Here is a 25,056-nt window from a genome sequence, read left to right on the forward strand (position 1 = left end):
GAAGCTCCCGTGTCGAAACAAGCCTTCGTCGCCCTCGTGACCTGCTTCAACGAAGACGAGACCATCAACTATGCGGCAACGCGCGCCCAGGTCCGCCGGCAGGTCGAAGCCGGCAACAACATCATGTGCGCCGGCACCAACGGCGATTTCACCGCGCTGACCTTCGAGGAGAAGGTGCGGTTGACGGAAGAGGTGGTCGATGAGGTGGGCGGGCGCGTACGGGTCATCGTCAATGCCGGCATGCCGGCCACCTTCGAGACGCTGAAGCTGGCGCGCGAATTCGACCGCATCGGTGTCGATGGCATCGCCGTCATCACGCCCTTCTTCATCGCCTGCACACAGGACGGTCTCGTCCGCCATTTCTCGACCGTCGCCGATGCGGTGACGACGCCCGTCTACCTCTACGACATCCCCGCCCGAACGCAGAACCATATCGAGCCGGACACTGCACGCCTGCTCGCCGGCCATGGCAACATCGCCGGCATCAAGGATTCGGGCGGGGCGAAGGAAACATTGGAGGCCTATCTCGCCGTCGCCAGGGACGTGGAGGGGTTCGAGGTGTATTCCGGGCCGGACCATCTGGTGCTCTGGTCGCTGCAGAACGGGGCAGCGGGCTGCATCTCTGGTCTCGGCAACGCCATGCCTGAGGTGCTCTCCGGCATCCTGAAGGCCTACAACGCGGGCGACAACGCCGAGGCGGAACGACAGCAGGCGACATTCACCGCCTTCCGCACGGATCTCTATGCCCTTGGCTTTGCACCGGCCATGGTCAAACGCGCCCTTTACCTGCAGGACGCGTCCGTCGGCGCCAGCCGGCAGCCGGCCTTGCTGCCGAATGCGGAGCAGGACGGCCGTATTGCGGAAATCCTGACCCGATACGGCCTGCTCTGATCCCCGCCTGCTTCACCGCGCTTGCGGCGGCACGACGTGGCGACGGTTGATGCTTGCCGGGCGCCCCCTGATCGACAGGGCGGTCTCGCGCTTCTCGCGCTCAGCCACGACCTTGCCCTTCGAGACGACGCAGAGCCGCTCGGCGCGCAGGCGCACCGCCTCGATGGGATTGCCCGCGTCGAGCACGACGAGGCTTGCCGATTTGCCGACGGCGAGGCCGAGATGGTCGAGGCCCATGATCTCGGCATTGACCCGCGTCACCATGTCGAAGCAGGCGCGCATGTCCGCGGGCGAGGACATCTGGGCGACGTGCAGCCCCATGAAGGCGACATCGAGCATGTCGGCGGTGCCGAGCGAATACCAGGGGTCGAGCACGCAGTCCTGCCCCCAGCCGACACGGATGCCCGCTTTCAGCATCTCGGGCACGCGCGTCATGCCGCGGCGCTTCGGATAGGTGTCGTGGCGGCCCTGCAGCATGATGTTGATAAGCGGGTTGGGGATCGCTGACACGCCTGCCTCGGCAATCAGCGGCAGCAGCTTGGAGACGTAGTAATTGTCCATCGAATGCATCGAGGTGAGATGCGAGCCGGCCACCCGGCCCTGCAGGCCGAGCCGCTGGGTCTCGTAAGCCAACTGTTCGATGTGGCGGGACAGCGGATCATCGGTCTCGTCGCAGTGCAGGTCGACCATCAGGCCGCGCTCGGCCGCGATCTCGCAGAGTTCGGTGACCGACCGCGTGCCTTCCGCCATGGTGCGCTCGAAATGCGGGATGCCGCCGACGACATCGACGCCCATGTCGAGGGCGTGCAGGGTGTTCTCGCGGGCATTGGGCGAGCGGTAGAGACCGTCCTGCGGGAAGGCGACGAGCTGGAGGTCGATATAGGGGGCGATCTCCTTCTTCACCTCGAGCAGGGCTTCCACCGCCAGCAGGCGATCGTCGCAGGTATCGACATGGGTGCGGATGGCGAGCAGGCCCATGGAAACCGCCCAGTCGCAATAGGCGAGCGCGCGCTCCTTGACGGCCTCGTGGGTCAGGAGCGGCTTGAGCTCGCCCCAGAGCGCAATGCCTTCGAGCAGCGTGCCCGAGGCGTTGATGCGCGGCAGGCCGTAGGAGAGCGTCGCATCCATGTGGAAATGCGGATCGACGAAAGGCTGGCTGACAAGGTTGCCCGACGCATCGACGACACGGCCGGCGGCAGCATCGAGACGCGGCTCGATCGCGGCGATCGTCTCGCCCTTGATGCCGATATCGGCGACGGTTCCATCGGGCAGCGTGCCGCCCTTGACGATCAGGTCGAAGCTCATCTTTCGCCTTTCTGGTACGGTATCATCAAAGCCTTGGGATAGGTGGCGCGGCGCGCCACCAGGATCAGCGCCAGGATCGACAGCGCATACGGCATCATCAGGAACACCTGGTAGGGCACGATGCCGCCCGATATCTGCTGCAGGCGGATCTGATAGGCATCGAAGGCGGCGAACAGGATGGCGCCGACCAGCGCCTTGCCCGGCCGCCACGAGCCGAAGACAACGAGCGCGATGCAGATCCAGCCGCGACCGTTGATCATCTGGAAGAAGAACGAGTTGAACGCCGACATGGTGAGGAAGGCGCCGCCGACCGCCATCAGCGCACTGCCGGCGACGACCGCGCCCATGCGGATGCTGGTGACCGAAATGCCCTGCGCTTCCACCGCGGACGGGTTTTCGCCAGCCGCGCGCACGGCAAGGCCGACGGGCGTGCGATAGAGCACCCAGGTGACGAGCACGACGGCCAGGAAGGCGAGATAGGTCAGCGGCGTCTGCGTGAACAGCGCCTCGCCGAGCACGGGGATATTCGACAGACCGGGGATCGCCAGCGGCTGGAACGGCTCGATCTTCGGCGGCGACGTCACCTCCGGCAGCGCGAGGCGATAGGTGAAATAGGTGAGACTGGTCGCCAGCAGCGTGACGCCGATGCCGACGACATGCTGCGACAGGCCGAGCGGCACGGTGAGCGTGGCGTGCAGCAGGCCGAACAACGCGCCGGCAAGGGCGGCCACCAGCACGCCGGCCCACAGGTCGCCGCCGCTGTAGACGGTGAACCAGCCGGCGAAGGCGCCGACGGTCATGATGCCCTCGATGCCGAGATTGAGCACGCCGGCGCGCTCGCAGATCAGTTCGCCCATGGTCGCGAAGATCAGCGGCGACGCGATGCGGATGACGGCGACCCAGAAGGAGGCGGTGAAGGGGATTTCGAGCGCGTCCATCGTCACCTCCACCTGATCCTGTAGCGCGCCAGAAGGATCGCCACCACCATGGTCAACAGCGAGGTGGCCAACATGACGTCGGCGATGTAGCTCGGCACCTTGGCGGCCCGGCTCATCGCATCGGCACCGACGAAGATGCCGGCGACGAAGATGGCCGAGGCGATGACGCCGAGCGGATTGAGCATCGCCAGCATGGCGACGACGATGCCGGTGTAGCCGTAGCCGGCCGACAGGTCGAGCGTCAGGTTGCCCTTGAGCCCGGAGACTTCGGAAAAGCCCGCAAGTGCGGCCAGCCCGCCGGAGAGCAACGCCGTCTTCATCAGCACGCGATTGACCGGAATGCCGACGAAGCGCGCGCCTTCCGGGTTGTGGCCGACCGCGCGCATCTCGTAGCCGAGCTTTGTCTTCTTCGTGACGACCCAGACCACGACGGCCGCGACGATTGCGATGACGAAGCCGAGATGCAGGCGCTTGCCCTGGATGAGGCGCGGTAGCTGCGCCTCCGCGACGACCTTCTGGGATTGCGGCCAGCCCAGCCCCATCGGATCCTTCAGCACGCCCTCGAGCAGCATCGACACGAAGAGCAGGACGATGAAGTTCAAGAGCAGCGTGGTGACCACCTCGTCGACGCCGAAGCGCGTCTTCAGCACGGCGGGGCCGAGCAGCAACAGCGCCCCGGCCGCCATCGCCGCGGCCATCAGCACGGGGATCAGGATGGCCGAGGGCAGGGGCAGGGCGCCGGTGCCAAGCACCACGGTGACCACGCCGCCGATATAGAGCTGCGCCTCGGCGCCGATGTTCCAGAGCTTGGCGCGGAAGGCGACGGCGACGGCAAGGCCCGTGAAGATCAGCGGCGTCGCGCGGGTCAAGGTTTCCAGCAGAGCGAATTGCGAGCCGGCCGCGCCCTTGGCAACGAGATAGAAGACCGAGAGCGGCGAGGCGCCGGCCGCCAGGACCAGAAGCGAGACCAACAGCAGCGTGGCGACGATGGCCGCCAGCGGGAACAGGAGGGTGACCGCCAGCGTCGGCGCGGGTTTCGGCTCAAGCCGCATCGCTGCGCTCCCCGCTATGGCCGGCCATCAGTTCCCCCAGCTCGCGAATGCTGCGTTCGCCGCGGGCGGAGGGCGTCGACAGGCGTCCATTCGACATGACGAGAATGCGGTCGGACAAGGCCAGGATTTCCTCAAGGTCTTCCGAAATCAGCAGTACGGCGGCGCCCCGCTCCCGCGCTGCGAGCAGCATGCGGTGGACATAGGCGACGGCACCGACATCGAGGCCGCGCGTCGGCTGGCTCGCAAGGATGACCGCCGGCTCCGGATCAAGCGCACGGCCCAGGATGAGCTTCTGCATGTTGCCACCCGACAGCAGGCGTATGCGCGCCTCGGGCGAGGGACACTTCACGTCATAGTCGGCGATGATCTTTTCGGCGAAACGGCGGGCGGCCTTCCAGTCGAGGAAACCCATGCGGCTGAAGCGCGGACTGCCGTAACGCTCGGCGATCACATTCTCGGTGACGCTCATGTTGCCGATGGTGCCGACGGCATGGCGGTCTTCCGGTATGCGCGCCACGCCGTGGTCGAGCGCGACGCGCGGCGACCAGCCGGCAACTTCCCGCCCGGCGACGGAAATGCGACCGCCGGCGGCGCGCTGGGTGCCGGCGATGAGCGCGGCAAGGGCCGCCTGGCCATTGCCGGAAACGCCGGCAAGGCCGGTGATCTCGCCGGCGCTGAGGGTGAGCGACACGTCATCCAGCGCAGCGCCGTTATAGGGCGCGGTGGAGACGCCTTCGAGCACGAGGAGCGGCGCCCCGACATTGGCCGGGCTGACCTCTGCCGGCTTCACCTCCTGGCCGACCATGAGGGCCGCCAGTTCCTTGCGATCGGTCGATGCCGTTTCGCATTCGCCGACAAGCCGGCCCGCGCGCAGCACCAGCACGCGATCGCTGACGGCCATCACCTCGTGCAGCTTGTGGGAGATGAAGATGATCGACAGGCCCTTGGCGACAAGCAGCTTCAAGGTGCGAAACAGCGCATCGGTCTCGGCCGGGGTTAGAACGGCCGTCGGCTCGTCGAGGATCAGGATACGGGCATCGCGATAAAGCGCCTTGAGGATCTCGACGCGCTGGCGTTCGCCGACCGAAAGCGTGGAGACGGTGGCCGCGGGATCGACGGCCAGGCCGAAATCGGCGGAGAGCTGCGCAATGCGCTGCCGTGCCGACGCCCTGTCGAGCCGCGCACGCCAGAGGCTTTGCGTGCCCAGCGCGATGTTCTCCTGCACCGTCATGTTGTCGGCGAGGGTGAAATGCTGGTGCACCATGCCGATGCCGGCATCGAGCGCGGCACGCGGATCGCCCGGCGGCAACGGCTCGCCAAAGGCCTCCACGGTTCCGGCGTCGGCGACATAGTGGCCGAAGAGAATGTTCATCAGCGTCGTCTTGCCGGCACCGTTCTCCCCGAGCAGCGCAATGACCTCGCCGCGCTTCAGGTCGAAGGAAATGTCGTCGTTGGCCCGGAGCGGACCGAAACGCTTGCTGATGCCGGAAAGACGGAGGACGGGTGTATCGGACACGTTGGCGACCGGGAAAGGACTTTGAGGGCAGGGTTGTTCTGCTCGCAGGGAAAAGCAGCCGCGGCAAGGGAAGTATCCTCCTGCCGCCAGCCATTTCTCCCCGCGATCATCAGAACGCGGAAGGCTAGCTCGATTTCGGCTCTGCGTCGTTGATCTCGACGGTGAACGAACCGTCCTTGATCGCCTTTTCCTTCTCGGTGACCCTGGCCTTCACGTCGTCGGGAACCTTGGCGTCGAAGGTGCCGAGCGGCGCGAGCGAACAGCCGCCGTTCTTCATGAAGGAATAGACGCCATAGTCGTCCGCCTTGAAGGCGCCGGCCTTCACTTCCGCGATCGCCTTGTCCAGCGTCGGCTCGAAGTGCCACAGCGCGGAGGCGACCACGGTCTGCGGATAGTCCGCCTGGGTATCGATGACATTGCCGATGGCCAGGACGTTCTTTTCCTTCGCCGCATCGGACACGCCGAAACGTTCGGCATAGAGCAGGTCCGCACCGCCATCGATCTGGGCGAAGGCGGTTTCCTTGGCCTTGGGCGGATCGAACCACGAGCCGATGAAGGCGATCTGGAACCTGGTGTCCGGGGCCACTTCCTTCACACCCGCCATGAAGGCGTTCATCAGGCGGTTGACCTCCGGGATCGGATAGCCGCCGACCATGCCGATGTTCTTCGACTTGGTCATCGCGCCGGCGACGAGGCCGGAGAGATAGGAAGCATCCTGGATATAGTTGTCGAAAACCGAGAAGTTCGGCACGGCGGCATCGGGCTTGAAGCTCGAGCCCATCAGGAAGGCGACATCCGGATAGTCCCTGGCGACGGCACGGGCGGCGTCCTCCACGCCGAAGACCTCTCCCAGGATCAGCTTGTGGCCGGCCTCGCAATATTCGCGCATGACGCGCTCATAGTCGTTGTTGGCGGTATTCTCCGAATAGACATATTCGATGTCCCCGCGCTCCTTGGCGGCATTGGCCGCCTTGTGGATGCGGCTGACCCACTGCTGCTCGACCGGCACGGTATAGATGGCCGCGACCTTGAGCGGATCGGCGGCGATCACGCGGCCCGGCAGGCCGACGGCGGCGACCGCTGCGGACGCCCCGGCGGCCTTGATCAGGGTTCGTCTGGAAATGCCGAAATTGAACGGATTGCGATGCATTCGATTCCCCTTTGGCTTATCGCGCAATTCATTGAAAAGCGTCTTTTTTTACCACTTGGTCAACATAGGTGAAATCTCTTGTTGCGGCAATTGGGCATAGCCGAAAGTTCGTCCCGCCGGCCTCGGCGCCATTCATCCGGATCTGCATCCGGCGCCGGCGCGAAGGCTGCGGTGCGGCTTGGGGGACTGCCATATGGCCGCAGCCAGGGCCGCGCATTTTCCGCCCCGTTTCCAGCGCCGATGGTTTCAACGAGCGCAGCCATGCTCCCCGATTTGCGGGGTTCATGGCTGTGATGTCCGCCCTGATCCTATCGCAATACGCGGCGCAGCCGTGCTTCCATCTGTGCGGCGGCATCGTCCGGCGTCATGGAACCACCGATCACGGCGTTGAAGAGCGTGCGGATGATTTCGCTCACTTCGTTGTAACGCGGCGTCACAGGCCTCGGGAGCGCGCTTTCGACGACGGCACGGGCGTTCTCGATCCAGGGCATCGCCTCCTGGACATCCGGATCGGCGTAGAGCGCCGTCTGCGGCGGAAGATAGGAGGCTTCGATGGCCTTGATCTTGGTCGCCTCGGCACCCGCAAGGAAGGTCACGAGCTTCTTTGCTTCCTCCTGATGGCGCGAATAGGCGGACACCGCCCATTCCCAGCCACCGAGGCAGCTGACCGGCTTGCCGCCTTCCACCGCGGGAAGGGTTGCCACGCCGACCTTGTCCCGCACGGCGGAATCCTCACCCTGAAAATTGCTCCAGCCGTAGCCCCACAGTGCGGCGAACACCGCCTTTCCGGCTTGGAACTCCCGCCGCGTATCGTCGGTCCCGACCTCCGATATGTTCTTCTTGGCGATACCCTGATCGACGAAACCCTTCCAGAGGTTGAAGGCCGCGACCGCACCGTCCTTGTCGAAGGAAAAGTCACCGTTCCTCGTCAGGTCGTGGCCGGCACTCCAATAGGGCAGGAGAAAGGTACAGACGGCGCCTTCGATCGCTTTTCCCTGGAAGCTCAAGCCTTGCAGGTTCGGGTCACCCTCCCCGGCCAGGACCGTCTTCGTCGTCTCGGCAAGCTCCGCCCAGGTCTTCGGCACGGGAAGGCCGTATTTGTCCAGGAGGTCCTTGCGATAGTAGAGCAACAGCGCATCGGCATGCGCCGGCAGCGCGACGAGCTTGCCATCGACCGTGTTCGCGTCGGCATAGGCCTTGATATAGCCCTCGAGCATCGGCGCGTCGGCCGCCGCTTCACCGAGCGGCGAGATCCAGCCGGCCGCGCTGAATTGCGCGGGACGGATGATGTCGAGGATCAGGACGTCCAGTGAGGGATCGCGGCTCGACAGGACCGTGTTGAGATATTGCGCCTGCAGTTCCGACGTCGCGCCGCCGAGTTCGATCTCGATCTTGATGCCGGGATTCCGCTGCTCGTAGAGATCGGCGATCTTGCGGTGAACGCTTGGGCTTCCCTGGCTCGAGACGAACATGCGCAGCGTCGTGTCGGCATGGGCCGGCGCCTGCGATCCGATTGCGAACGCTGCCACCGTCCAGGCAATGATGGGGCTTTTCATGCTTGGTTCCTCCTCCAAGTTTCTCCCAAGCCTATAATAGCGCTACATTAAGTGACGTCAATTATCGCGAAGAAAGCGCGATACCCTAGAGGATTTTCTAATTCTTCCTTTTTTACCAATATCTTATTAAACGCGGCGGCATGCCGCTGTATAATAGCGCTACGATTTTATTTGATTTCGTGCGGACTGCTGCGTAACGTTTCCCGGTCCAAAGCCGTCGGTATGCCGCCGGCATCGACGCAATCGAGAGGAGGAATGAGATTGTCAGACCTTATACGCTACGGCCTGATCGGGGCCGGCATGATGGGACGCGAGCATCTTCGCAATATCGCGATGACGCCGGGCTCAAGGATTACGGCCATCGCGGATCCGGATGCCCGGTCGCGTGCGCTGGCCGCCGAATGCGTTCCCGAAACGGCCCAGCTGTTCGACTCGGCCGATGCGCTCCTTGCCAGCAACGCCGTCGACGCACTGGTGATCGCAACGCCGAACGACACGCATGCGGATGTGCTGGCAAGGATTCTCGACCGGGGCCTCAGCCTGCCGATCCTTCTGGAAAAGCCCGCCTGCACCTCCGCCGAACAACTCACCTGGATGTCGACGGCGCTTGCCGGCTACACGGCGCCGCTATGGATCGGCATGGAGTACCGTTACATGCCGCCGGTCACGGAACTCGTGGAAGAGGTTCGCAAGGGAACGGTCGGCGACCTCAAGATGATCGCGCTGCGCGAACACCGCTTTCCCTTCAAGCAGAAGGTTGGCAACTGGAACCGCTACGCGGCGCGCACGGGCGGCACGCTCGTCGAGAAGTGCTGCCATTTCTTCGATCTCATGCGGCTGATCGCCGAGGACGAGGCGGTGCGCGTCCATGCCTCCGCCGGCATCGACGTCAACCATGCCGACGAGCGGCGCGAGGACGGCGAGCGGCCCGACATCATCGACAATGCCTTCGTCACGGTCGACTTCAAGTCGGGAATCCGCGCCTCGCTCGATCTTTGCATGTTCGCCGAAGGCGCTCTCTGGCAGGAGGAGTTCGCCGCGACCGGCTCGCTCGGCCGGGTCGAATGCTTCGTGCCGGGGCATCGCGGCGAGGAGGCCGGCAGGCATTCCGAAATCGAAATCAGCTTCCGGCAGGAAAAGCGCCAGCCCGAACGCCGCATCGTCGAGGTGGACGCGGAAGTGCTGCATGCCGGCGCGCATCACGGCGCGACCTTCTACGCGCACCAGAAGTTCCGCAAGGCGATCCTGGGTGCCGGTCCGGTCGAGGTGGCGTTGCTGGACGGCCTGAAGGCAGTTGCCATCGGGCTGGCGGCGGAACGTTCCGCCAAGGAAAAACGCGTCGTCACCATCGACGGGCTGACGCTGAACTGACGGGCATGACGGCGGCAGGGGAATGGATCGGCGGTGCCGCCGATCCTTCGTGCCCCGTTGAAAAGCCAGCTCCGTTCGCGCCAAGGGGCAATAGCCCTTCTTGTCTTCGTTTCCGCGCAATCGGCTATCGGTAGCGCCCCACAATCCCGCCGGACATGCCCTAGCTGCTGCGGCGATGCTGCAGCGTGAAGCGGGTGTCGATCGTGCGGTGTGCGTCCGCTTTTTCGCCGTGCAGGTGCTCTTCGATCAGCCTTGCAGCCTCCCGGCCGATCAGGTCGCCGGACGGACGGATCGTGGTGAGCGGCGGGTTGCAGGCGGCACTGAAGCTGAGATCGCCGAAGCCGATCACGGCGAGCCGGTCCGGCACGGCGATCTTCTGGCGCTCGCAGGCAAAGAGCACGCCGAGCGCGATATGGTCGTTCGAGCAGGCGATGCCATCGGTCTCGGGGTGGAGCCGCAAGGCTTCCGCCAGCAGCATAGAGCCGATTTCGGCGGAGGCCGTGTCGGGATGCTCGACGACTTTCGCGGCCGCTCCGGCCGCCTTGGCCGCCTGCAGGAAGCCGTTGCAACGCTGCCTGGCGCGGCGGTCCTGGTGCATGCGCGCGCCGAGGAAGAGAAGGTTGCGGCGGCCCTGCCGGATCAGGTGCTCCGCCGCCGCGATGCCGACCTGATCGTGATGGAAGCCGATGGCGGCGTCGATCTGCGGGCCGCCCAGCTCCCAGATCTCGATGACGGGGATGGCGACATTGGCCAGCAGCCGGCGCGTCGCCGCGCTGTGCGAAAGGCCGGTCAGGACGATCGCCGCCGGCGCCCAGGAGAGCGCCATGCGGACCAGCTCCTCCTCTTCCTGCTCGTCATATTCGGTATGGCCGAGAATGAGCTGCAAGCGCTGCTTCTTGAGTGCCGTCTGCATGGAGGAGACCGTCTCGGCGAAGAAGGCGTTGCGCACCGAAGGCACGAGAATGCTGACGGCGCGGGAGGACGCGGCGGCCAGGCCGCCCGCCATGAGGTTCGGCACATAGTTGAGCTTGTCGATCGCCCGGCTGATCGCCTGGCTCGCAGCCGCCGAAACCGCCTCGGGCTTGCGCAGGAAGAGCGACACGGTGGAGGGGGAGACATTGGCGAGCTCGGCCACGTCGGACATCGTGACGGACTGCATCTTGCGGCGATTGCGCGGCGGCTTTCGCATTGTGTTGTCCATGGTCAACTCCATAGCGCTATTATTGCATAAATAGCACACTTTTGATTATGTCGCAACGACAATCGCAGGCGTGCGAATATGTAATATTTTGAAAATAAAGAGACTTTTGTCAAATTTCATGGAGATTGCGTCATCCCGCGCACCAAAAAACATTTTCCAAGTGCGGCTTGCATCATATAAATCGTAGCGCTATTATTGATCGAGATGAGCCGGATGCCCGGCCACGCTTGGGAGAGAGAGGAATGGCTTCTGTCAGCCTGCGAAAGCTGGAAAAAAGTTACGGTTCGCTGCGCATCGTGAAAGGCGTCGACCTCGAAATCGCCGATGGCGAGTTCGTCGTCTTCGTCGGCCCCTCGGGCTGCGGCAAGTCCACGACGCTGCGCATGGTCGCCGGCCTCGAAAGCATCAGCGGCGGCGAGATCCGCATCGGCGAGAAGATGGTCAACCGCCTGCCGCCGCGCGAGCGCGACATCGCCATGGTCTTTCAGGACTATGCGCTCTATCCGCACAAGACGGTGCGCGAGAACATGGGGTTCAGCCTGAAGGTTCATGGCGTGCCGGCGCGCGAAGCAGATGTCCGCATCAACGAGGCCGCCGAGATGCTCGGCATTTCCCATCTGCTCGAGCGCCGCCCCGGCCAGCTCTCCGGCGGCCAGCGCCAGCGCGTCGCCATGGGGCGCGCCATCGTGCGCCGGCCGAAGGTCTTTCTGTTCGACGAACCGCTGTCCAACCTCGACGCCAAGCTGCGCGGCCAGGTCCGCACCGAGATCAAGCGCCTGCACCAGCAGATCGGCACGACGATCATCTATGTCACGCACGACCAGGTCGAGGCCATGACGCTCGCCGATCGCATCGTCATCCTCAAGGGGGGCGATATCGAGCAGGTCGGCACACCGGACGAGGTCTACAACCGGCCACAGAGCGTCTTCGTCGGCGGTTTCGTCGGCTCGCCGGCGATGAACTTTGCCAAGGCGAAGGTCGAGGCGGGCTGTCTTGCCTTTGCCGACGGCAACAAGCTGGGGCTGGCGGGCGTGCGGGCCGGGCGCGAGACCGGCGTGGAGGGCCGCGACGTGGTCGTCGGCATACGGCCGGAGCATTTTGGCACGGCAGCCGATCCGGCGGCTGCGCTTGTCGCCCGCGTGCAGGTTGTCGAGCCGCTCGGCTCGGACACGCTGGTGCACTTTGCCGTCGGCGGCGACGTGCTGACCGCGCGCATGCCGCCGGAGATGCGGCCGGAGCCCGGCTCGGAATTCCGGATCGGCGTCGACCCCACGAAAATCCATCTTTTCGATGCCGCAAGCGAACGCGTCATCAACTGAATGCCGGGCGCTTTGCGCGCTCCATCACGGGAGGATAGAATGAACACCAGAACCCTGGCGGGCGCGCTCGCCACTGCCACCATGCTTGCCTTCGCCGCGCCGGCCTTCGCCGACACGGACCTCAAGATCTTCGTCTCCAGCCAGCATCAGCCGGATGTCTGGCGCAAGGTGCTCGACAAGTACGAGGCGGCCAATCCGGGCGTCAAGGTGGCGATCGAGACCGGCGGCAACACGTCGGAAGCGCAGGCGCAGTACCTCAACACCGTCATGTCCGCCAAGGACACGAACCTCGACGTGCTGATGCTCGACGTCATCCGCCCGGCGCAATATGCCGCCGCCGGCTGGACTTCCGATTTCGCCGGCGAGGACATGTCGGTCTACCTGCCGGCCTATGCCGAGGCCAACACGGTGGACGGCAAGATCGTCGCGCTGCCGGCCTTCGCCGACGCGATGTTCCTCTACTACCGCAAGGACCTGCTCGACAAATACGGCATTGCCCCGCCGAAGACCTGGGAAGAGCTGGCCGCCGCGGCCAAGAAGGTGGCCGAGGGCGAGAAGAACCCGGACCTGCAGGGCGTGTCCTTCCAGGGCAAGGCCATCGAGGGTGCGGTCTGCACCTTCCTGCTGCCCTACTGGAGCCAGGGCAAGACCCTCGTCGAGAACGGCAAGCTGACTTTCGACCATGACGCCGCCGTCACGGCGCTGTCGCTGTGGAAGGGCTTTGTCGACGAGGGCACGGCCAAGAAGAACATCGCGGAAGTCGCCACCGACGATACGCGCAAGGAATTCCAGGCCGGCAGCGCCGTCTTCGCGGTCAACTGGTCCTATGCCTGGACGCATTTCCAGGGCGCGGAATCGGCCGTCAAGGACAATGTCGGCGTGGCGCGCCTGCCGGCGCTCGGCTCCGGCGAGCAGGCAAGCTGCCTCGGCGGCTGGGAATGGGGCGTTTCGGCCTATTCCACCCATCAGGACGAGGCGAAGAAGCTGGTCGAGTACCTTTCCAGCGAGGATGTCTCCGTCTTCATGGCCGCCAACGGCTCGCTGCTGCCGACCTACGCGGCCGCCTACAAGAACGACGAGGTGCTCAAGGCTGTGCCGTGGTTCGCCGACGCGCTGCAGGTGGTCGAGACCGCCAAGGCCCGCCCGGTGACGCCCCGCTACAACGAGGTGAGCGAGGTCATCCGCACGACGGTCAACGCGGTGCTCGCCGGCGTCACCACGCCGGAGGACGGCGCGAGCCAGATCGAGGCGCGCCTCAAGCGCATCCTGCGCTGATCGCGATCGCCATCGCCGGAAGGGCAGGGCGGCCTGCCCGCCCTTCCGCCTCCCCAACCTGAATTGCCGGGAGTTGCCCCTTGTCGACGACCTCTACCCTCAATGCAGCACGCCCTGCTGACCGCGGCCCGCCGGCCTGGACGCGCTGGCTCGATCTCGGCGACCGGGCGCTCGCCGTCGTCCTGCTGGCGCCCGCCGCGATCCTCCTCGCGCTGATCATCGTCTATCCGGTGCTGCGCCTCGGCTATACCAGCTTCTTCAGCCTGTCGCTCACCTCCGGCCTGCCGGCGGAGTTCGTCGGCTTCGAAAACTACAGCCTGATGCTGGAGGATCCGGTGTTCTGGGAAACCACCTGGAACACTGTTCTCATCACGCTCATCACCGTGCCCGGCGCCCTCCTGGTCGGGCTGGCACTGGCCCTGCTCGCGAACCTCCCCTTCGGCGTGCAGTGGCCGGTGCGCCTTTCCCTGCTGATCCCCTGGGCGCTGCCACTCTCCTTCGCGGGCCTGATCTTCGCTTGGTTCTTCCATTCGGAATACGGCGTCGTCAACGACGTGCTGAACCGCCTCGGCTTCGAAGGCATCATCTGGTTCAACTCGCCGAACTGGGCCTTCGCCGCGATCTGTCTGACGATCATCTGGAAGACCTCCTCCTTCATGGCGCTGATCATCCTTGCCGGCCTGCAGACGATCCCGCGCTCGCTCTACGAGGCCGCCGATGTCGACGGCGCGGGCCGTATCCGCCAGTTTTTCGAGATCACGCTGCCGCTTCTGAAGCCCTCGATCGTCGTCGCGCTGATCTTCCGCACCATCACCGCGCTCCAGACCTTCGACATCCCCTACATGATGACCGGCGGCGGCCCCGGCACCTCCACCGCCACGCTCGCCATGTACATCCACCAGAACACGGTCTCCTTCCTCGACCTCGGCTACGGCTCGGCGCTCGCCGTCGTGATGTTCGCCCTGTCGATGTGCGTGACCGCCGTCTATCTCCGCGCCATCCGGACCAAGGAGTAAGCCATGAGCGCCGCCGCCTCTCCCGGATTTTCCGGCCTTTTCTCCGGCCGTCCGCTGCGCCTCATCGCCGGTGGCGTGCTGATCGTCAACGGCATGTTCCCGGCGCTGTGGATCCTCTTCACCTCGCTGAAGACGGAAGCCGAGCTGACCGCCAAGCCCATCACCTGGGTGCCGCACGCCCCGACGCTTTCGAACTACATGCAGGCCTTCTCCGACCAGCCACTGCATCTCTTCCTGTTCAACAGCTTCATGGTGGCGCTGCTCTCCACCTGCCTGACGCTGCTCGTCTCGGTGCTGGCGGCCTATGCGCTGGCGCGGCTGAACCTGCGCTACCGCGGCCTCATCCTGTCGCTGATCATCGCGGTCTCGACCTTCCCGCTGGTGACGCTGCTCGTGCCGCTCTTCGAGATCATGAGGACGCTGAACCTGCTCAACACCTGGATCGCGCTCGTGCTGCCCTATACGGTACTCTCGCTGCCGGTCTGCACGCTGATGCTGGTCTCCTTCTTCGAGGGCATCCCGCGCGATCTGGAGAACGCCGCGATGATCGACGGCTGCACGCGGATGGGCGCCCTCTTCAAGGTGGTCGTGCCGCTCTGCGCGCCGGGCGTCTTCACCGCGGGCATCCTCGCCTTCGTCAATGCCTGGGACGAGTTCCTGCTGGCGCTCTCCTTCAATTCCAATCCGGCGCTGCGCACGCTTCCCGTCGGCATCCAGCTCTACCAGGGCGAGTTCGCCTTCCCCTGGCCGGTCATCTCCGCCGCCCTCGTCGTCGGCATCGTTCCGGTCGCCGTGCTGATCGTCATCTTCCAGGAGCGCGTCGTCTCGGGCCTCACCGCCGGGGGGATCAAGGGATGAGCGAGCGCCGCGACATTTCCGAACTGCGCAGCCAGCGCTGGTTCGCCACCGACGACATGCGGGCCTTTGCGCACCGCCAGCGCACGCAGCAGATGGGCATGCGCCGCGAGGAGTTCATGGGCCGGCCGGTGATCGGCATCATCAACACCTGGAGCGAGATGAGCCCCTGCCATGCGCATCTGCGCGACCGGGCCGAGGCCGTCAAGCGCGGCGTCTGGCAGATGGGCGGCTATCCCGTCGAGCTTCCGGCGATCTCCGTCGGCGAGGTCATGGTGAAGCCCACCACCATGCTCTACCGCAATTTCCTCGCCATGGAATGCGAGGAGCTGCTGCGCTGTCACCCGATCGACGGCGCCGTCCTCCTCGGCGGCTGCGACAAGTCCACCCCGGCGCTGCTGATGGGCGCCTTCTCGATGGATATCCCGGTGATCTTCTGCCCCGCCGGGCCGATGTCGAACGGCCAGTGGCGCGGCATCAAGACCGGCGCGGGCACCCATACCAAGAAATACTGGGACGAGCTGCGCGCCGGCAACATCACCCGCGAGGACTGGGTGGACCTCGAAAGCCGCATGACGCGCTCGCCCGGCACCTGCAACACCATCGGCACCGCCTCCACCATGACATCCATCGTCGACGCGATGGGCATGACGCTCTCCGGCGCTTCCTCCATCCCGGCCGTGGATTCCGGCCATTCGCGCATGGCGTCGGCCTGCGGGTCGCGCATCGTCGAGATGGTCTGGGAGGACCTGAAGCCCTCGAAGATCCTCGACCGCGACAGCTTCCTCAACGGCCTCGTCGCCTATATGGCGCTCGGCGGCTCGACCAATGCGGCCGTGCACCTGATCGCCATGGCCAAGCGCGTCGGCGTCTCGCTGACTTTGGACGACATGGCGGAGATGGCCGGCAAGGTGCCCGTCGTCGCAAACGTCTTTCCCTCCGGCGAATACCTCATGGAGGATTTTTACTTCGCCGGCGGCGTCAACGCGATGCTCAAGAAACTCTCGCGCCACCTGAAGCTCGACCGGCCGACCGTCAACGGCCGGACGCTCGGCGAGAACATCGCCGACGCCGACTGCTGGAACGACGAGGTGATCCGCGGCGAGGACAATCCCGTCGTGCCGCTCGAACGCGGCAAGACGCTGGAAGTGCTGCACGGCAATCTTGCGCCCAACGGCGCGGTGATGAAATCCTCGGCCGCCAATCCGAAGTTTTTAAAGCATATCGGCCCGGCCATCGTCTTCGACGATCCGCGCACCATGAACAGGACCTTGGACGATCCCGACCTCGACATCACCGAGGATACGGTGATCGTGCTGCGCAACGCCGGCCCGGTCGGCGCGCCTGGCATGCCGGAATGGGGCAACCTGCCGATCCCGAAGAAGCTCTTGAAGCAAGGCGTGCGCGACATGGTGCGCATCTGCGACGGGCGCATGAGCGGCACCCATTACGGCACCTGTATTCTGCATGTCTCGCCGGAAGCCGCCGTCGGCGGGCCCTTGGCGCTGGTCAGGACCGGCGATCTTATCGAACTCGACGTTGCCGCCGCGACCATCAACATGCGCGTTTCCGAGGAGGAGCTGGCCCGCCGCCGTGCCGAATGGAAGCCCTCCGCGCCGATCTACGAACGCTCCTTCGCCGCCCTCTATCAGCGCCATGTCAGCCAGGCGCATGAGGGCTGCGACTTCGACTTCCTGACCGGCACGCAACCCGTGCCCGAACCGCCGATCTATTGAGGGAAACACCATGAGCAGCAACAACCCCTTCAAGTCCTGGCTGGGCGACAAGTCGCGCGCCACCCCGCTCGGCACCTGGCTGATGGCCGCCGCGCCCGCGACGGCGGAAGCTCTCGGTTACGGTGGCTTCGATTTCCTCGTGGTCGACATGGAGCATGTGCCGGTCGAGTTCACCGATCTCGCCCATATCCTGCGCGCCATCGGCTGCACGCCGGCCGACGCCGTGGTGCGGCTTGCCTGGAACGACCAGGTGCTGGTCAAGCGCGCGCTCGATGCCGGCGCGCGCACCGTCATGCTGCCCTTCGTGCAGAATGCCGAGGAGGCGAAGGCCGCCGCGTCCTATACGCGCTATCCGCCGCACGGCATCCGGGGTGTTGCCGCCGTGCATCGCGGCTCGCGCTTCGGCACGATCCCGAACTACCTGAAATCCGCCAATGACGACATCTGCACCGTCGTGCAGCTCGAGACGCCGGAAGCCATCGAGCGCCTGCCGGAGATCGCCGCCGTCGAGGGCATCGATGCGCTGTTCGTCGGCCCGGGCGACCTCTCCGCCGCCATGGGCCATATCGGCAACATCGCCCATCCGGAGGTGCAGGCGCTGATCGAGAAGGCGGCGAAGGACGCCCATGCGGCCGGCAAGCCCGTCGGCATCGTCGGCCCGAACCCGGACATGGTGAAGCGCTTCATCGGCTACGGCTACGATTTCGCCGCCATCGCCTCCGACATCGCCCTGATGACCGGCCGCGCCAGCAAATGGCTCGGCCAGATGAAGGGCGTCGAGAAGGCCCCCGCAACGCCCATGGCGGCTTATTGAGGGCGGACCGTGCAGCAAGCTTTCGCCCCCGTCCTCGATTTTTCGGCCGCGCTCGGCGAATGCCCGCTCTGGTCGGTCGCCGAACAGGTGCTCTATTTCGTCGATATCAAGCGCTGCCGCATCCACCGCTACGACCCGTCGACGGGCGCGCTCGGCACGATGGAGCTGCCCGAGGAAGTCGGCTGCATCGGCCTTGCCGAGGGCGGCGGCTTTATCGCCGGCCTGCGCTCCGGCCTCTGGCTCATCGATGCGGACGGCAAGCTGCTGAGGAAGCTCGCCGACAATCCCGAGGACCAGTCGATCAGCCGCTTCAACGACGGCGGCGTCGATCCCGTCGGCCGCTTCATCGCCGGCACGGTGGACGAGACGCGCGAGAAGGGCATCGCCAGCCTCTACCGCTACGACAGTCGCGGCCTGGCGCGCCTTGCCGGCGGGCTGCTGACCTCGAACGGTGTCGCCTTCTCGCCGGACGGCAGGCGGCTCTATCATTCCGATACGCTGCGCTACACGCTCTATGCCTGCGACTACGACGCCGCGACCGGCGAGGCGGCGAACCGGCAGGTTTTTGCCCGCTTCGGCAGCGAGACCGACAAGGGGCGGCCGGATGGCGGCGCGGTCGATGCCGAGGGCTGCTATTGGACGGCGCTTTTCGAGGGCGGCCGGGTGCAGCGCTATGCACCGGATGGAACGCTTCTCGCCGAATATCCGGTCCCGGCGAAATGCCCGACCATGATCGCCTTCGGCGGGCCGGACCTGAAGACGCTCTATTGCACGAGCGGCTCCATCGGCCGGCCCGACGAGGAACTCATCGAATACCCGCTCTCCGGCGCGCTGTTTTCCCTGCGCACCGTTGTCGCCGGCCTTGCCCGACCCCTGTTCAACCCAGCCCGCTGAGGCATGCCCATGACCTACGATACCGTCCGCTACCATTCGCTCGAAGGCCGCAACGTGCTGATTACCGGCGGCGCCTCCGGCATCGGCGAGGCCATGGTGAGCGCCTTCCGTGCCCAAGGTGCGAACGTCTCCTTCCTCGATATCGACGAGAAGGCCGGCAAGGCGACGGCGCAGGCGACCGGCGCGGATTTTTACCCCTGCGACCTCACCGATATCCCGGCGCTGCGCGATGCGGTGGCGAAGGTCGAGGCCAAGCACGGTGCGGTGGACGTCCTCGTCAACAATGCCGGCAAGGACGACCGCCACCGCATGGACGAGGTGGAGCCGGACTACTGGCGGCGCATGCTGGCGCTCAACCTCGACCACCAGTTCTTCGCGACGCAAGCGGTCGCCAAGGGCATGCGCGAGAAGGGCAGGGGCTCCGTCGTCATGATGGGCTCCGTCTCGTGGATGCGCGGCAATCCGGTCATGGTCGGCTATACGACGGCGAAGGCCGCGATCAACGGCATGACCCGCACGCTCGCCCGCGATCTCGGCCCGGATGGCATCCGCGTCAACTGCATCGTGCCGGGCGCCATCGTCACCGAGCGGCAGAAGGCGCTCTGGGCCGGGCCGGAGGAGAGCCAGAAATTCATCGACCTGCAATCGCTGAAATTCCGCCTCGATGCCGGCCATGTCGCGCGGCTCGCGCTCTTCCTCGGCTCGGATGAAAGCAATGGCTGCACCGGCGCCAATTTCATCGTCGATGCCGGCCTCACGCAGAACTGAAGGTTTTCGCCATGCTCCTTGAAAAGACCGCCAGCGGCTTCACCCTCTCCCTCGATGGCCGCGTAATCCTCAGCCATAGTGCGAAAAATCCCGCCCTCTTCGCCGGCCGTGGCGAGGAGCGGATGGACATGTATCGCGGCAATTTCGATATCGAGGATTATGTGGTGGAGCGCGTGGCGCTCGCCCATGCCGAGGTCGAAGGCGAGACGATCCGCCTTTCCAACGCGCCCGGCCAGCCGGCGCGCCTCATCCTCAAGGTGGAGGACGACAGCCTGCGGCTCGAAGCGCCCGATGCCTCCGTCAATCGCCTCTGGCTGCGCACCGTCGCGGAGAAGGACGAGCATGTCTGGGGCGGCGGCGAGCAGATGTCTTATTTCGACCTGCGCGGTCGCCGCTTCCCGCTCTGGACCTCCGAGCCCGGCGTCGGCCGCGACAAAACGACGGAGATCACCTTCCAGTCCGACGTGACCGGCAAGGCCGGCGGCGACTATTACAACACCAACTATCCCCAGCCGACCTACATCTCCTCCCGCCGCTATGCCCTGCATGTCGACACGACGGCCTATGCCGTCTTCGACTTCCGCCGCGAGGGCTTTCACGAGGTGGAAGTCTGGGAGGTGCCGGAAAGGATCGAATTCTTCGCCGCGGCCACCTTCCGCGATCTCGTGGGAAAACTCTCGCTGCGCTTCGGCCGCCAGCCGCAATTGCCGGATTGGGTCTATCAGGGCGCGATCATCGGCCTCAAGGACGGCAAGGGCTCCTTCGAGCGGCTGGAGAAGATGCGCGCCGCCGGCGTGAAAGTCTCAGGGCTCTGGTGCGAGGACTGGGTGGGGCTGCGCCACACCACGTTTGGCGCGCGCCTCTTCTGGGACTGGGTGGGCAACGAGGAGCGCTATCCGCACCTGCGCCAGAAGATCGCCGAGCTTGCCGACGATGGCATCCGCTTCCTCGGCTATGTGAACCCCTATCTCTGCGTCGACGGCTCGCTCTTCCCGGAGGCCGAGGCGGGCGGTTATTTCGCGACGGATGCCGAGGGCAAGACCGCGCTGGTCGATTTCGGCGAGTTCGATTGCGGCGTGGTCGATTTCACCAATCCGGACGCGGCGGCCTGGTTCGCCGAGCGGGTGATCGGCCAGAACATGCTGGATTTCGGCCTCTCCGGCTGGATGGCGGATTTCGGCGAATACCTGCCGATCGACGTGAAGCTTTCGAATGGCGTCGACGCCAAGCTGATGCACAATGCCTGGCCGACGCTCTGGGCCGAGGTGAACGCCAAGGCGGTGGAAAGCCGCGGCAAGACGGGCGACACGCTGTTCTTCATGCGCGCCGGCTATACGGGCGTGCAGGCCTATTGCCCGCTTCTGTGGGGCGGCGACCAGTCGGTGGACTTTTCGCGCCATGACGGTCTCGTCACGGTCATCTGCGGCGCGCTCTCATCCGGCCTTCTCGGCAATGCCTACCACCACTCCGATATCGGCGGTTACACCAGCCTCTTCGGCAATGTCCGCACGCCGGAACTCCTGATGCGCTGGGCCGAGATGGCCGCCTTCACGCCCGTCATGCGCAGCCATGAGGGTAACCGCCCGCGAGACAACGTGCAGATCGACCAGGTCGCGGCGGTGCTTGCCCATTTCGCCCGCATGACGGCGATCTACGTGCACCTTGCGCCCTACCTGAAGGCGCTCTCCAAGGAAGCGTCCGAGACGGGCCTGCCCGTCCAGCGCCCGCTCTTCCTGCACCATGAGGACGACCGCGCCACCTATGCCATCCAGGACGCCTATCTCTACGGTGCGGACCTGCTCATCGCCCCCGTCTGGAAGGCGGGCGAGACGGAGCGGACCGTCTACCTGCCGAAGAGCGCGAACTGGGTCCATGTCTGGAGCGGCGAGACGCACGAAGGCGGCCGCGAAGTAACCGTCGCCGCCCCGCTCGGCCAGCCGACCGTGTTCTACCGCGAGGATGCGGCGCAGGCGGACCTTTTCGCGGATATCGGGACGCTCTGATCATGGACACGGCGAGCCTCGTCGTCCTCTTGCTGCTTGCGGCGGGCGCCTCCTATGTGCAGACGCTGACGGGCTTCGCGCTCGGCCTGCTGATGATGGGCGGCGTGGGGCTGACCGGCGTCGTGCCGCTGCCGGATGCGGCCGTGCTGGTCGGCATCCTCGGGCTCGTCAATGCGGCGCAGGTGCTGGCAAAGGGCTGGCGGGATATCGCCCGGCGCGAATTCCTGCTCGTCATCTTCGTCAGCCTCGCATTCCTCGTTCTCGGCTACTGGCTGCTCGGCCTGCTGCTCGCCGCCTCGCTCGACTGGCTGAAGCTGGTGCTGGGCGCGATCATCATCCTCTCCAGCCTCCAGCTTCTCCTTCGCCCCACGCCGTTCGCAAACCCCTCTGGACCGGGCTCCTTCGTCTTCTTCGGCGCGATCGCCGGCGTCATGGGCGGCCTCTTCTCCACCGCCGGCCCGCCGCTGGTCTATCATTTCTACCGCCAGCCGCTCCGGGCCGTCTCCATCCGCGAAACCCTCGTCGCCATCTTCGCCGTCAACGGCCTGCTGCGCTTGGCGCTTGTCGGGCTCGCCGGCAACATGCCGTCCGCCTCCTTCTGGTGGGGGCTGCTCTGCATTCCGGTCGTCATGGCCTTCACGCTGCTCGCCCGACGCTATCCGCCGCCACTGACGCCGATGGGGCTCCGGCGCGTCGCCTTCTGCCTGCTTTTCCTCTCCGGCATCTCCCTTGCCGGTCCCGCCTTTCTCAAGCTTTTCGGAGATCTTTCATGACGCACCCGCTCAAGACCGCGCTCAAGGATGCGAGCCTGCTTGCCGACAAGGCCTTTGTCGGCGGACGCTGGGTCCCGGCCGCCGATGGCCGCACCTTCGCCGTCACCGATCCCTTCGACGGGTCGCCGATCGCCGATGTGCCCTCGCTCTCGCGGGAAGAGGTCGCCGCCGCCATCGATGCGGCGGACGTCGCGCAGAAACTCTGGGCGAAACGCACGGCCAAGGAGCGCGCCACGGTGCTGAAAGCCTGGTTCCAGCTCATCCTCGACAATGCCGACGACCTCGCGCTGATCCTCTCCTCGGAGCAGGGCAAGCCGCTGGCGGAGGCAAGGGGCGAGGTGGTCTCGAACGCCGCCTATCTCGAATGGTTCGCCGAAGAGGCCAAGCGCATCGACGGCGACATCATTCCCGGCGCCAATACCGGACAGCGCATCCTGGTCTTGAAGCAGCCGGTCGGCGTCTGCGCCGCCATCACGCCCTGGAACTTCCCGAACGGCATGATCACCCGCAAGGCGGGACCCGCGCTTGCCGCCGGTTGCAGCATGCTGCTGAAGCCCGCCTCGCAGACGCCGCTTTCGGCGCTGGCGCTCGGAGTCCTTGCCGAGCGGGCAGGGGTACCGGCGGGCGTCTTCTCCGTCGTCACCGGCGAGGCGCGGCCGATCGGTGCGGAATTCTGCCACAACCCGAAGGTCGCCAAGATCACCTTCACCGGCTCCACCGGCGTCGGCCGCTGGCTGATGAAGGAGGCCGCCGACGGCATCAAGCGCCTGTCGCTGGAACTCGGCGGCAACGCGCCCTTCATCGTCTTCGACGATGCCGACCTCGACGACGCCGTGGAAGGCGCGATGATCTCGAAATTCCGCAATGCCGGCCAGACCTGCGTGTGCGCCAACCGCATCTATGTGCAGTCGAACGTGGCCGAAGCCTTCACGGAAAAGCTGCTCGCCAAGGTCGCGGGACTGACGCTCGGCCGCGGCACGCAGGCCGGCACCACGCATGGGCCGCTGATCGACGAGAAGGCGGTGGCCAAGATGGAGGAGCATGTGGCCGATGCGCTGGAAAAGGGCGGCCGGCTCCTGGCCGGCGGCAGGCGCAGCGCCCTCGGCGGCACCTTCTACGAGCCGACCGTCATTGCCGGCGTCACGCAGGCGATGAAGGTCGCGAGCGAGGAGACCTTCGCCCCGCTTGCCCCAATCATCACCTTCAGGGACGAGGACGACGTCATCGCCATGGCCAACGACAGCGAATATGGCCTCGCTTCCTATTTCTACGCCAGGGACATGGCGCGCGTCTTCCGCGTCGCCGAGGCGCTGGAGGCGGGCATGGTAGGGGTCAACACGGGCATGATCGCCAACGAGATGGCACCATTCGGCGGCATCAAGCAGTCCGGCCTCGGCCGCGAGGGCTCCAAATACGGCATCGAGGGCTTTCTCGAACTGAAATATGTCTGCGTCGCCGGGCTCTGATCATCGCGGCAGCGCAAGCATCTCCCTCCGGCTCGCAAGAAGCGCTTTCAACGGGGGCCGGCAAACCCCTCTGCCGATAGCCTGGAGATTGTCTTCCAGACCCAGGTCGGCCTCTATGCGCAGGACCAGGTCAGGATCGACAACTGGGTACTCTCCTTTGCCGGCCGCTACGACTGGGTCGAGACGGACGTTGACGACGTCGCCAGCAACACCCACGCTCCGGAGCGGAGCCGTGCCTTCACCGGCAGGGCCGGCATTGGCTATCTCTTCGACAATGGCCTTGCCCCCTATCTCAGCTACCCCACCTCCTTCCGCGCGGAGGCCGGCATCAAGTACCAGCCGCTGGGCTGGAACGGGCTGATCACCGCTTCGGTTTTCTAGGTCACCCAACAGAACGTCACCACCAACGATCCGCTCCATCACGTCGTTTTCAACCGACACACAGAGCATCGGGCCGATCCTGACCGAGCTTATATGAATTTCGACCTTGCCGGCGGAAGGGCCGACGCCATGTTTCACGGCATTCTCGCTCAAGGGGCTGCAGGATCAGGCTTGGAACATCGCATCATGGACATTCTGCGGGAATATCGACGCGCACGATCATACGATCTGAAAAACGCTCCTTCTCAATATTCAGATATTCCTTCTGCAATGCCATCGAACTCAGCGTGTTGAAGAGAAAATGCGGGTTTATCTGGTAGTGCAAGCAAAGCGATAAAGAGGAACGACCAGCCGAAGAAAATCAACATGCGACAACAGACCGCATAACCGTATTCCGTGAGATCACGCAGTATGATGGCAGGCAGCATGATCGAGCTATAGAGGCAATAATCGAGCATTGACATGCCTAGCGAACTGCAAAGGGAAAGAAGCAGGCACACGAAAAGCTGCACGCTGTACGACTTACCTCTCATTCTGCTGAGCATATAGGCGAACAGGATCGCCAGGAGCACGAAGAACACTTCGAGGACAAGTTTTCCCATGAACGGCTTTATGGGATTGTCGCCGATGGAGAGCCATGTGGGGCTGCTGATCACAAACTCAACCGCCGCATGGATGAGCACCAGGCGAAATGTCGTCGCAGCAGCCGGGCACCGTCCAGAATGCCGGAGGAAGGGATGGTGATCTATTTCATGCAATACCCTGTCGTCTTTCAA

General features: G+C 65.1%; 22 protein-coding genes. 13 read left to right on the top strand and 9 right to left on the bottom strand.

What is annotated here, in order from left to right:
• Nucleotides 1-9: 9 nt before the first annotated feature.
• Nucleotides 10-891 carry a dihydrodipicolinate synthase family protein gene (locus AABQ55_RS36035; RefSeq protein WP_272809522.1) on the top strand — a complete coding sequence of 294 codons (882 nt, stop codon included), beginning with the start codon at nucleotides 10-12 and terminating at the stop codon, nucleotides 889-891.
• A gap of 12 nt (nucleotides 892-903) precedes the next feature.
• On the opposite strand, the gene AABQ55_RS36040 is transcribed toward AABQ55_RS36035, so the two are convergent.
• From AABQ55_RS36040 to AABQ55_RS36065, 6 genes are all read right to left on the bottom strand, one after another.
• Entirely contained in the window at nucleotides 904-2,196 is a 1,293-nt protein-coding gene (locus AABQ55_RS36040; RefSeq protein ID WP_272809521.1) for an amidohydrolase family protein, read from the bottom strand.
• A complete protein-coding gene (locus tag AABQ55_RS36045) occupies nucleotides 2,193-3,134 on the bottom strand; it encodes an ABC transporter permease (protein WP_272809520.1) in 942 nt (313 codons plus the stop codon). The genes AABQ55_RS36040 and AABQ55_RS36045 overlap by 4 nt, the downstream gene beginning before the upstream one ends.
• Nucleotides 3,135-3,136: 2 nt before the next feature.
• On the bottom strand, nucleotides 3,137-4,186 hold the full coding sequence (locus AABQ55_RS36050) for an ABC transporter permease (protein WP_272809519.1): 1,050 nt from the start codon (nucleotides 4,184-4,186) through the stop codon (nucleotides 3,137-3,139).
• Nucleotides 4,176-5,702 carry an ABC transporter ATP-binding protein gene (locus tag AABQ55_RS36055; RefSeq protein ID WP_272809518.1) on the bottom strand — a complete coding sequence of 509 codons (1,527 nt, stop codon included), beginning with the start codon at nucleotides 5,700-5,702 and terminating at the stop codon, nucleotides 4,176-4,178. The genes AABQ55_RS36050 and AABQ55_RS36055 overlap by 11 nt, the downstream gene beginning before the upstream one ends.
• A gap of 124 nt (nucleotides 5,703-5,826) precedes the next feature.
• Nucleotides 5,827-6,852 carry a BMP family protein gene (locus AABQ55_RS36060; protein WP_272809517.1) on the bottom strand — a complete coding sequence of 342 codons (1,026 nt, stop codon included), beginning with the start codon at nucleotides 6,850-6,852 and terminating at the stop codon, nucleotides 5,827-5,829.
• A 308-nt stretch (nucleotides 6,853-7,160) separates the two neighbouring features.
• Nucleotides 7,161-8,408 carry an ABC transporter substrate-binding protein gene (locus AABQ55_RS36065; protein WP_272809516.1) on the bottom strand — a complete coding sequence of 416 codons (1,248 nt, stop codon included), beginning with the start codon at nucleotides 8,406-8,408 and terminating at the stop codon, nucleotides 7,161-7,163.
• A gap of 261 nt (nucleotides 8,409-8,669) precedes the next feature.
• Here AABQ55_RS36065 and AABQ55_RS36070 point away from each other — a divergent pair, with 261 nt between their 5' ends.
• Nucleotides 8,670-9,779 carry a Gfo/Idh/MocA family protein gene (locus tag AABQ55_RS36070; RefSeq protein ID WP_272809515.1) on the top strand — a complete coding sequence of 370 codons (1,110 nt, stop codon included), beginning with the start codon at nucleotides 8,670-8,672 and terminating at the stop codon, nucleotides 9,777-9,779.
• A 160-nt stretch (nucleotides 9,780-9,939) separates the two neighbouring features.
• On the opposite strand, the gene AABQ55_RS36075 is transcribed toward AABQ55_RS36070, so the two are convergent.
• A complete protein-coding gene (locus AABQ55_RS36075; protein WP_272809514.1) occupies nucleotides 9,940-10,980 on the bottom strand; it encodes a LacI family DNA-binding transcriptional regulator in 1,041 nt (346 codons plus the stop codon).
• A gap of 242 nt (nucleotides 10,981-11,222) precedes the next feature.
• Between AABQ55_RS36075 and AABQ55_RS36080 the strand changes: the two genes are divergently transcribed.
• The 11 genes from AABQ55_RS36080 to AABQ55_RS36130 all read left to right on the top strand — a co-directional run bounded on the left by AABQ55_RS36080 (nucleotide 11,223) and on the right by AABQ55_RS36130 (nucleotide 23,899).
• Nucleotides 11,223-12,299 carry an ABC transporter ATP-binding protein gene (locus AABQ55_RS36080; protein WP_244770519.1) on the top strand — a complete coding sequence of 359 codons (1,077 nt, stop codon included), beginning with the start codon at nucleotides 11,223-11,225 and terminating at the stop codon, nucleotides 12,297-12,299.
• Nucleotides 12,300-12,338: 39 nt separating this feature from the next.
• Nucleotides 12,339-13,574, top strand: a complete 1,236-nt coding sequence (locus AABQ55_RS36085; RefSeq protein WP_272809513.1) for an ABC transporter substrate-binding protein — start codon at nucleotides 12,339-12,341, stop codon at nucleotides 13,572-13,574.
• Between the two features lie 80 nt (nucleotides 13,575-13,654).
• A complete protein-coding gene (locus tag AABQ55_RS36090; RefSeq protein WP_272809512.1) occupies nucleotides 13,655-14,590 on the top strand; it encodes a carbohydrate ABC transporter permease in 936 nt (311 codons plus the stop codon).
• 3 nt (nucleotides 14,591-14,593) lie between these two features.
• On the top strand, nucleotides 14,594-15,448 hold the full coding sequence (locus tag AABQ55_RS36095; RefSeq protein ID WP_272809511.1) for a carbohydrate ABC transporter permease: 855 nt from the start codon (nucleotides 14,594-14,596) through the stop codon (nucleotides 15,446-15,448).
• Nucleotides 15,445-17,181, top strand: a complete 1,737-nt coding sequence (araD, locus tag AABQ55_RS36100) for an L-arabinonate dehydratase (protein ID WP_272809510.1) — start codon at nucleotides 15,445-15,447, stop codon at nucleotides 17,179-17,181. Before AABQ55_RS36095 ends, araD begins: the two co-directional genes overlap by 4 nt.
• Nucleotides 17,182-17,191: 10 nt before the next feature.
• On the top strand, nucleotides 17,192-17,995 hold the full coding sequence (locus AABQ55_RS36105; RefSeq protein WP_272809509.1) for an HpcH/HpaI aldolase family protein: 804 nt from the start codon (nucleotides 17,192-17,194) through the stop codon (nucleotides 17,993-17,995).
• A gap of 9 nt (nucleotides 17,996-18,004) precedes the next feature.
• Nucleotides 18,005-18,889 (top strand): SMP-30/gluconolactonase/LRE family protein, encoded by an 885-nt coding sequence (locus AABQ55_RS36110; protein WP_272809508.1) that lies wholly within the window; start codon nucleotides 18,005-18,007, stop codon nucleotides 18,887-18,889.
• A gap of 3 nt (nucleotides 18,890-18,892) precedes the next feature.
• Nucleotides 18,893-19,657 carry an SDR family NAD(P)-dependent oxidoreductase gene (locus AABQ55_RS36115; RefSeq protein ID WP_272809507.1) on the top strand — a complete coding sequence of 255 codons (765 nt, stop codon included), beginning with the start codon at nucleotides 18,893-18,895 and terminating at the stop codon, nucleotides 19,655-19,657.
• Between the two features lie 11 nt (nucleotides 19,658-19,668).
• A complete protein-coding gene (locus AABQ55_RS36120; protein ID WP_272809506.1) occupies nucleotides 19,669-21,660 on the top strand; it encodes an alpha-glucosidase in 1,992 nt (663 codons plus the stop codon).
• A gap of 2 nt (nucleotides 21,661-21,662) precedes the next feature.
• On the top strand, nucleotides 21,663-22,433 hold the full coding sequence (locus tag AABQ55_RS36125; RefSeq protein ID WP_272809505.1) for a TSUP family transporter: 771 nt from the start codon (nucleotides 21,663-21,665) through the stop codon (nucleotides 22,431-22,433).
• Entirely contained in the window at nucleotides 22,430-23,899 is a 1,470-nt protein-coding gene (locus tag AABQ55_RS36130) for an NAD-dependent succinate-semialdehyde dehydrogenase (protein ID WP_272809504.1), read from the top strand. The genes AABQ55_RS36125 and AABQ55_RS36130 overlap by 4 nt, the downstream gene beginning before the upstream one ends.
• Here AABQ55_RS36130 and AABQ55_RS37885 read toward each other — a convergent pair whose 3' ends face one another.
• The gene (locus AABQ55_RS37885; protein WP_443021342.1) at nucleotides 23,900-24,418 is read right to left on the bottom strand and encodes a hypothetical protein; all 519 of its coding nucleotides are present in this window, start codon (nucleotides 24,416-24,418) and stop codon (nucleotides 23,900-23,902) included.
• A gap of 46 nt (nucleotides 24,419-24,464) precedes the next feature.
• On the bottom strand, nucleotides 24,465-24,605 hold the full coding sequence (locus AABQ55_RS36140) for a histidine kinase (RefSeq protein WP_338341938.1): 141 nt from the start codon (nucleotides 24,603-24,605) through the stop codon (nucleotides 24,465-24,467).
• Nucleotides 24,606-25,056: the final 451 nt, after the last annotated feature.

Source organism: Shinella sp. WSD5-1 (assembly GCF_963942435.1).
In the GTDB taxonomy this organism is placed as follows: domain Bacteria; phylum Pseudomonadota; class Alphaproteobacteria; order Rhizobiales; family Rhizobiaceae; genus Shinella; species Shinella yambaruensis.

Coding starts and splice junctions, on each gene's coding strand:
- AABQ55_RS36040 (WP_272809521.1), bottom strand. CDS start 2,196: ATGAGCTTCGACCTGATCGTCAAGGGCGGCACGCTGCCCGATGGAACC.
- AABQ55_RS36045 (WP_272809520.1), bottom strand. CDS start 3,134: ATGGACGCGCTCGAAATCCCCTTCACCGCCTCCTTCTGGGTCGCCGTC.
- AABQ55_RS36050 (WP_272809519.1), bottom strand. CDS start 4,186: ATGCGGCTTGAGCCGAAACCCGCGCCGACGCTGGCGGTCACCCTCCTG.
- AABQ55_RS36060 (WP_272809517.1), bottom strand. CDS start 6,852: ATGCATCGCAATCCGTTCAATTTCGGCATTTCCAGACGAACCCTGATC.
- AABQ55_RS36065 (WP_272809516.1), bottom strand. CDS start 8,408: ATGAAAAGCCCCATCATTGCCTGGACGGTGGCAGCGTTCGCAATCGGA.
- AABQ55_RS36075 (WP_272809514.1), bottom strand. CDS start 10,980: ATGGACAACACAATGCGAAAGCCGCCGCGCAATCGCCGCAAGATGCAG.
- AABQ55_RS36080 (WP_244770519.1), top strand. CDS start 11,223: ATGGCTTCTGTCAGCCTGCGAAAGCTGGAAAAAAGTTACGGTTCGCTG.
- AABQ55_RS36085 (WP_272809513.1), top strand. CDS start 12,339: ATGAACACCAGAACCCTGGCGGGCGCGCTCGCCACTGCCACCATGCTT.
- AABQ55_RS36095 (WP_272809511.1), top strand. CDS start 14,594: ATGAGCGCCGCCGCCTCTCCCGGATTTTCCGGCCTTTTCTCCGGCCGT.
- araD (WP_272809510.1), top strand. CDS start 15,445: ATGAGCGAGCGCCGCGACATTTCCGAACTGCGCAGCCAGCGCTGGTTC.
- AABQ55_RS36105 (WP_272809509.1), top strand. CDS start 17,192: ATGAGCAGCAACAACCCCTTCAAGTCCTGGCTGGGCGACAAGTCGCGC.
- AABQ55_RS36115 (WP_272809507.1), top strand. CDS start 18,893: ATGCCCATGACCTACGATACCGTCCGCTACCATTCGCTCGAAGGCCGC.
- AABQ55_RS36120 (WP_272809506.1), top strand. CDS start 19,669: ATGCTCCTTGAAAAGACCGCCAGCGGCTTCACCCTCTCCCTCGATGGC.
- AABQ55_RS36125 (WP_272809505.1), top strand. CDS start 21,663: ATGGACACGGCGAGCCTCGTCGTCCTCTTGCTGCTTGCGGCGGGCGCC.
- AABQ55_RS36130 (WP_272809504.1), top strand. CDS start 22,430: ATGACGCACCCGCTCAAGACCGCGCTCAAGGATGCGAGCCTGCTTGCC.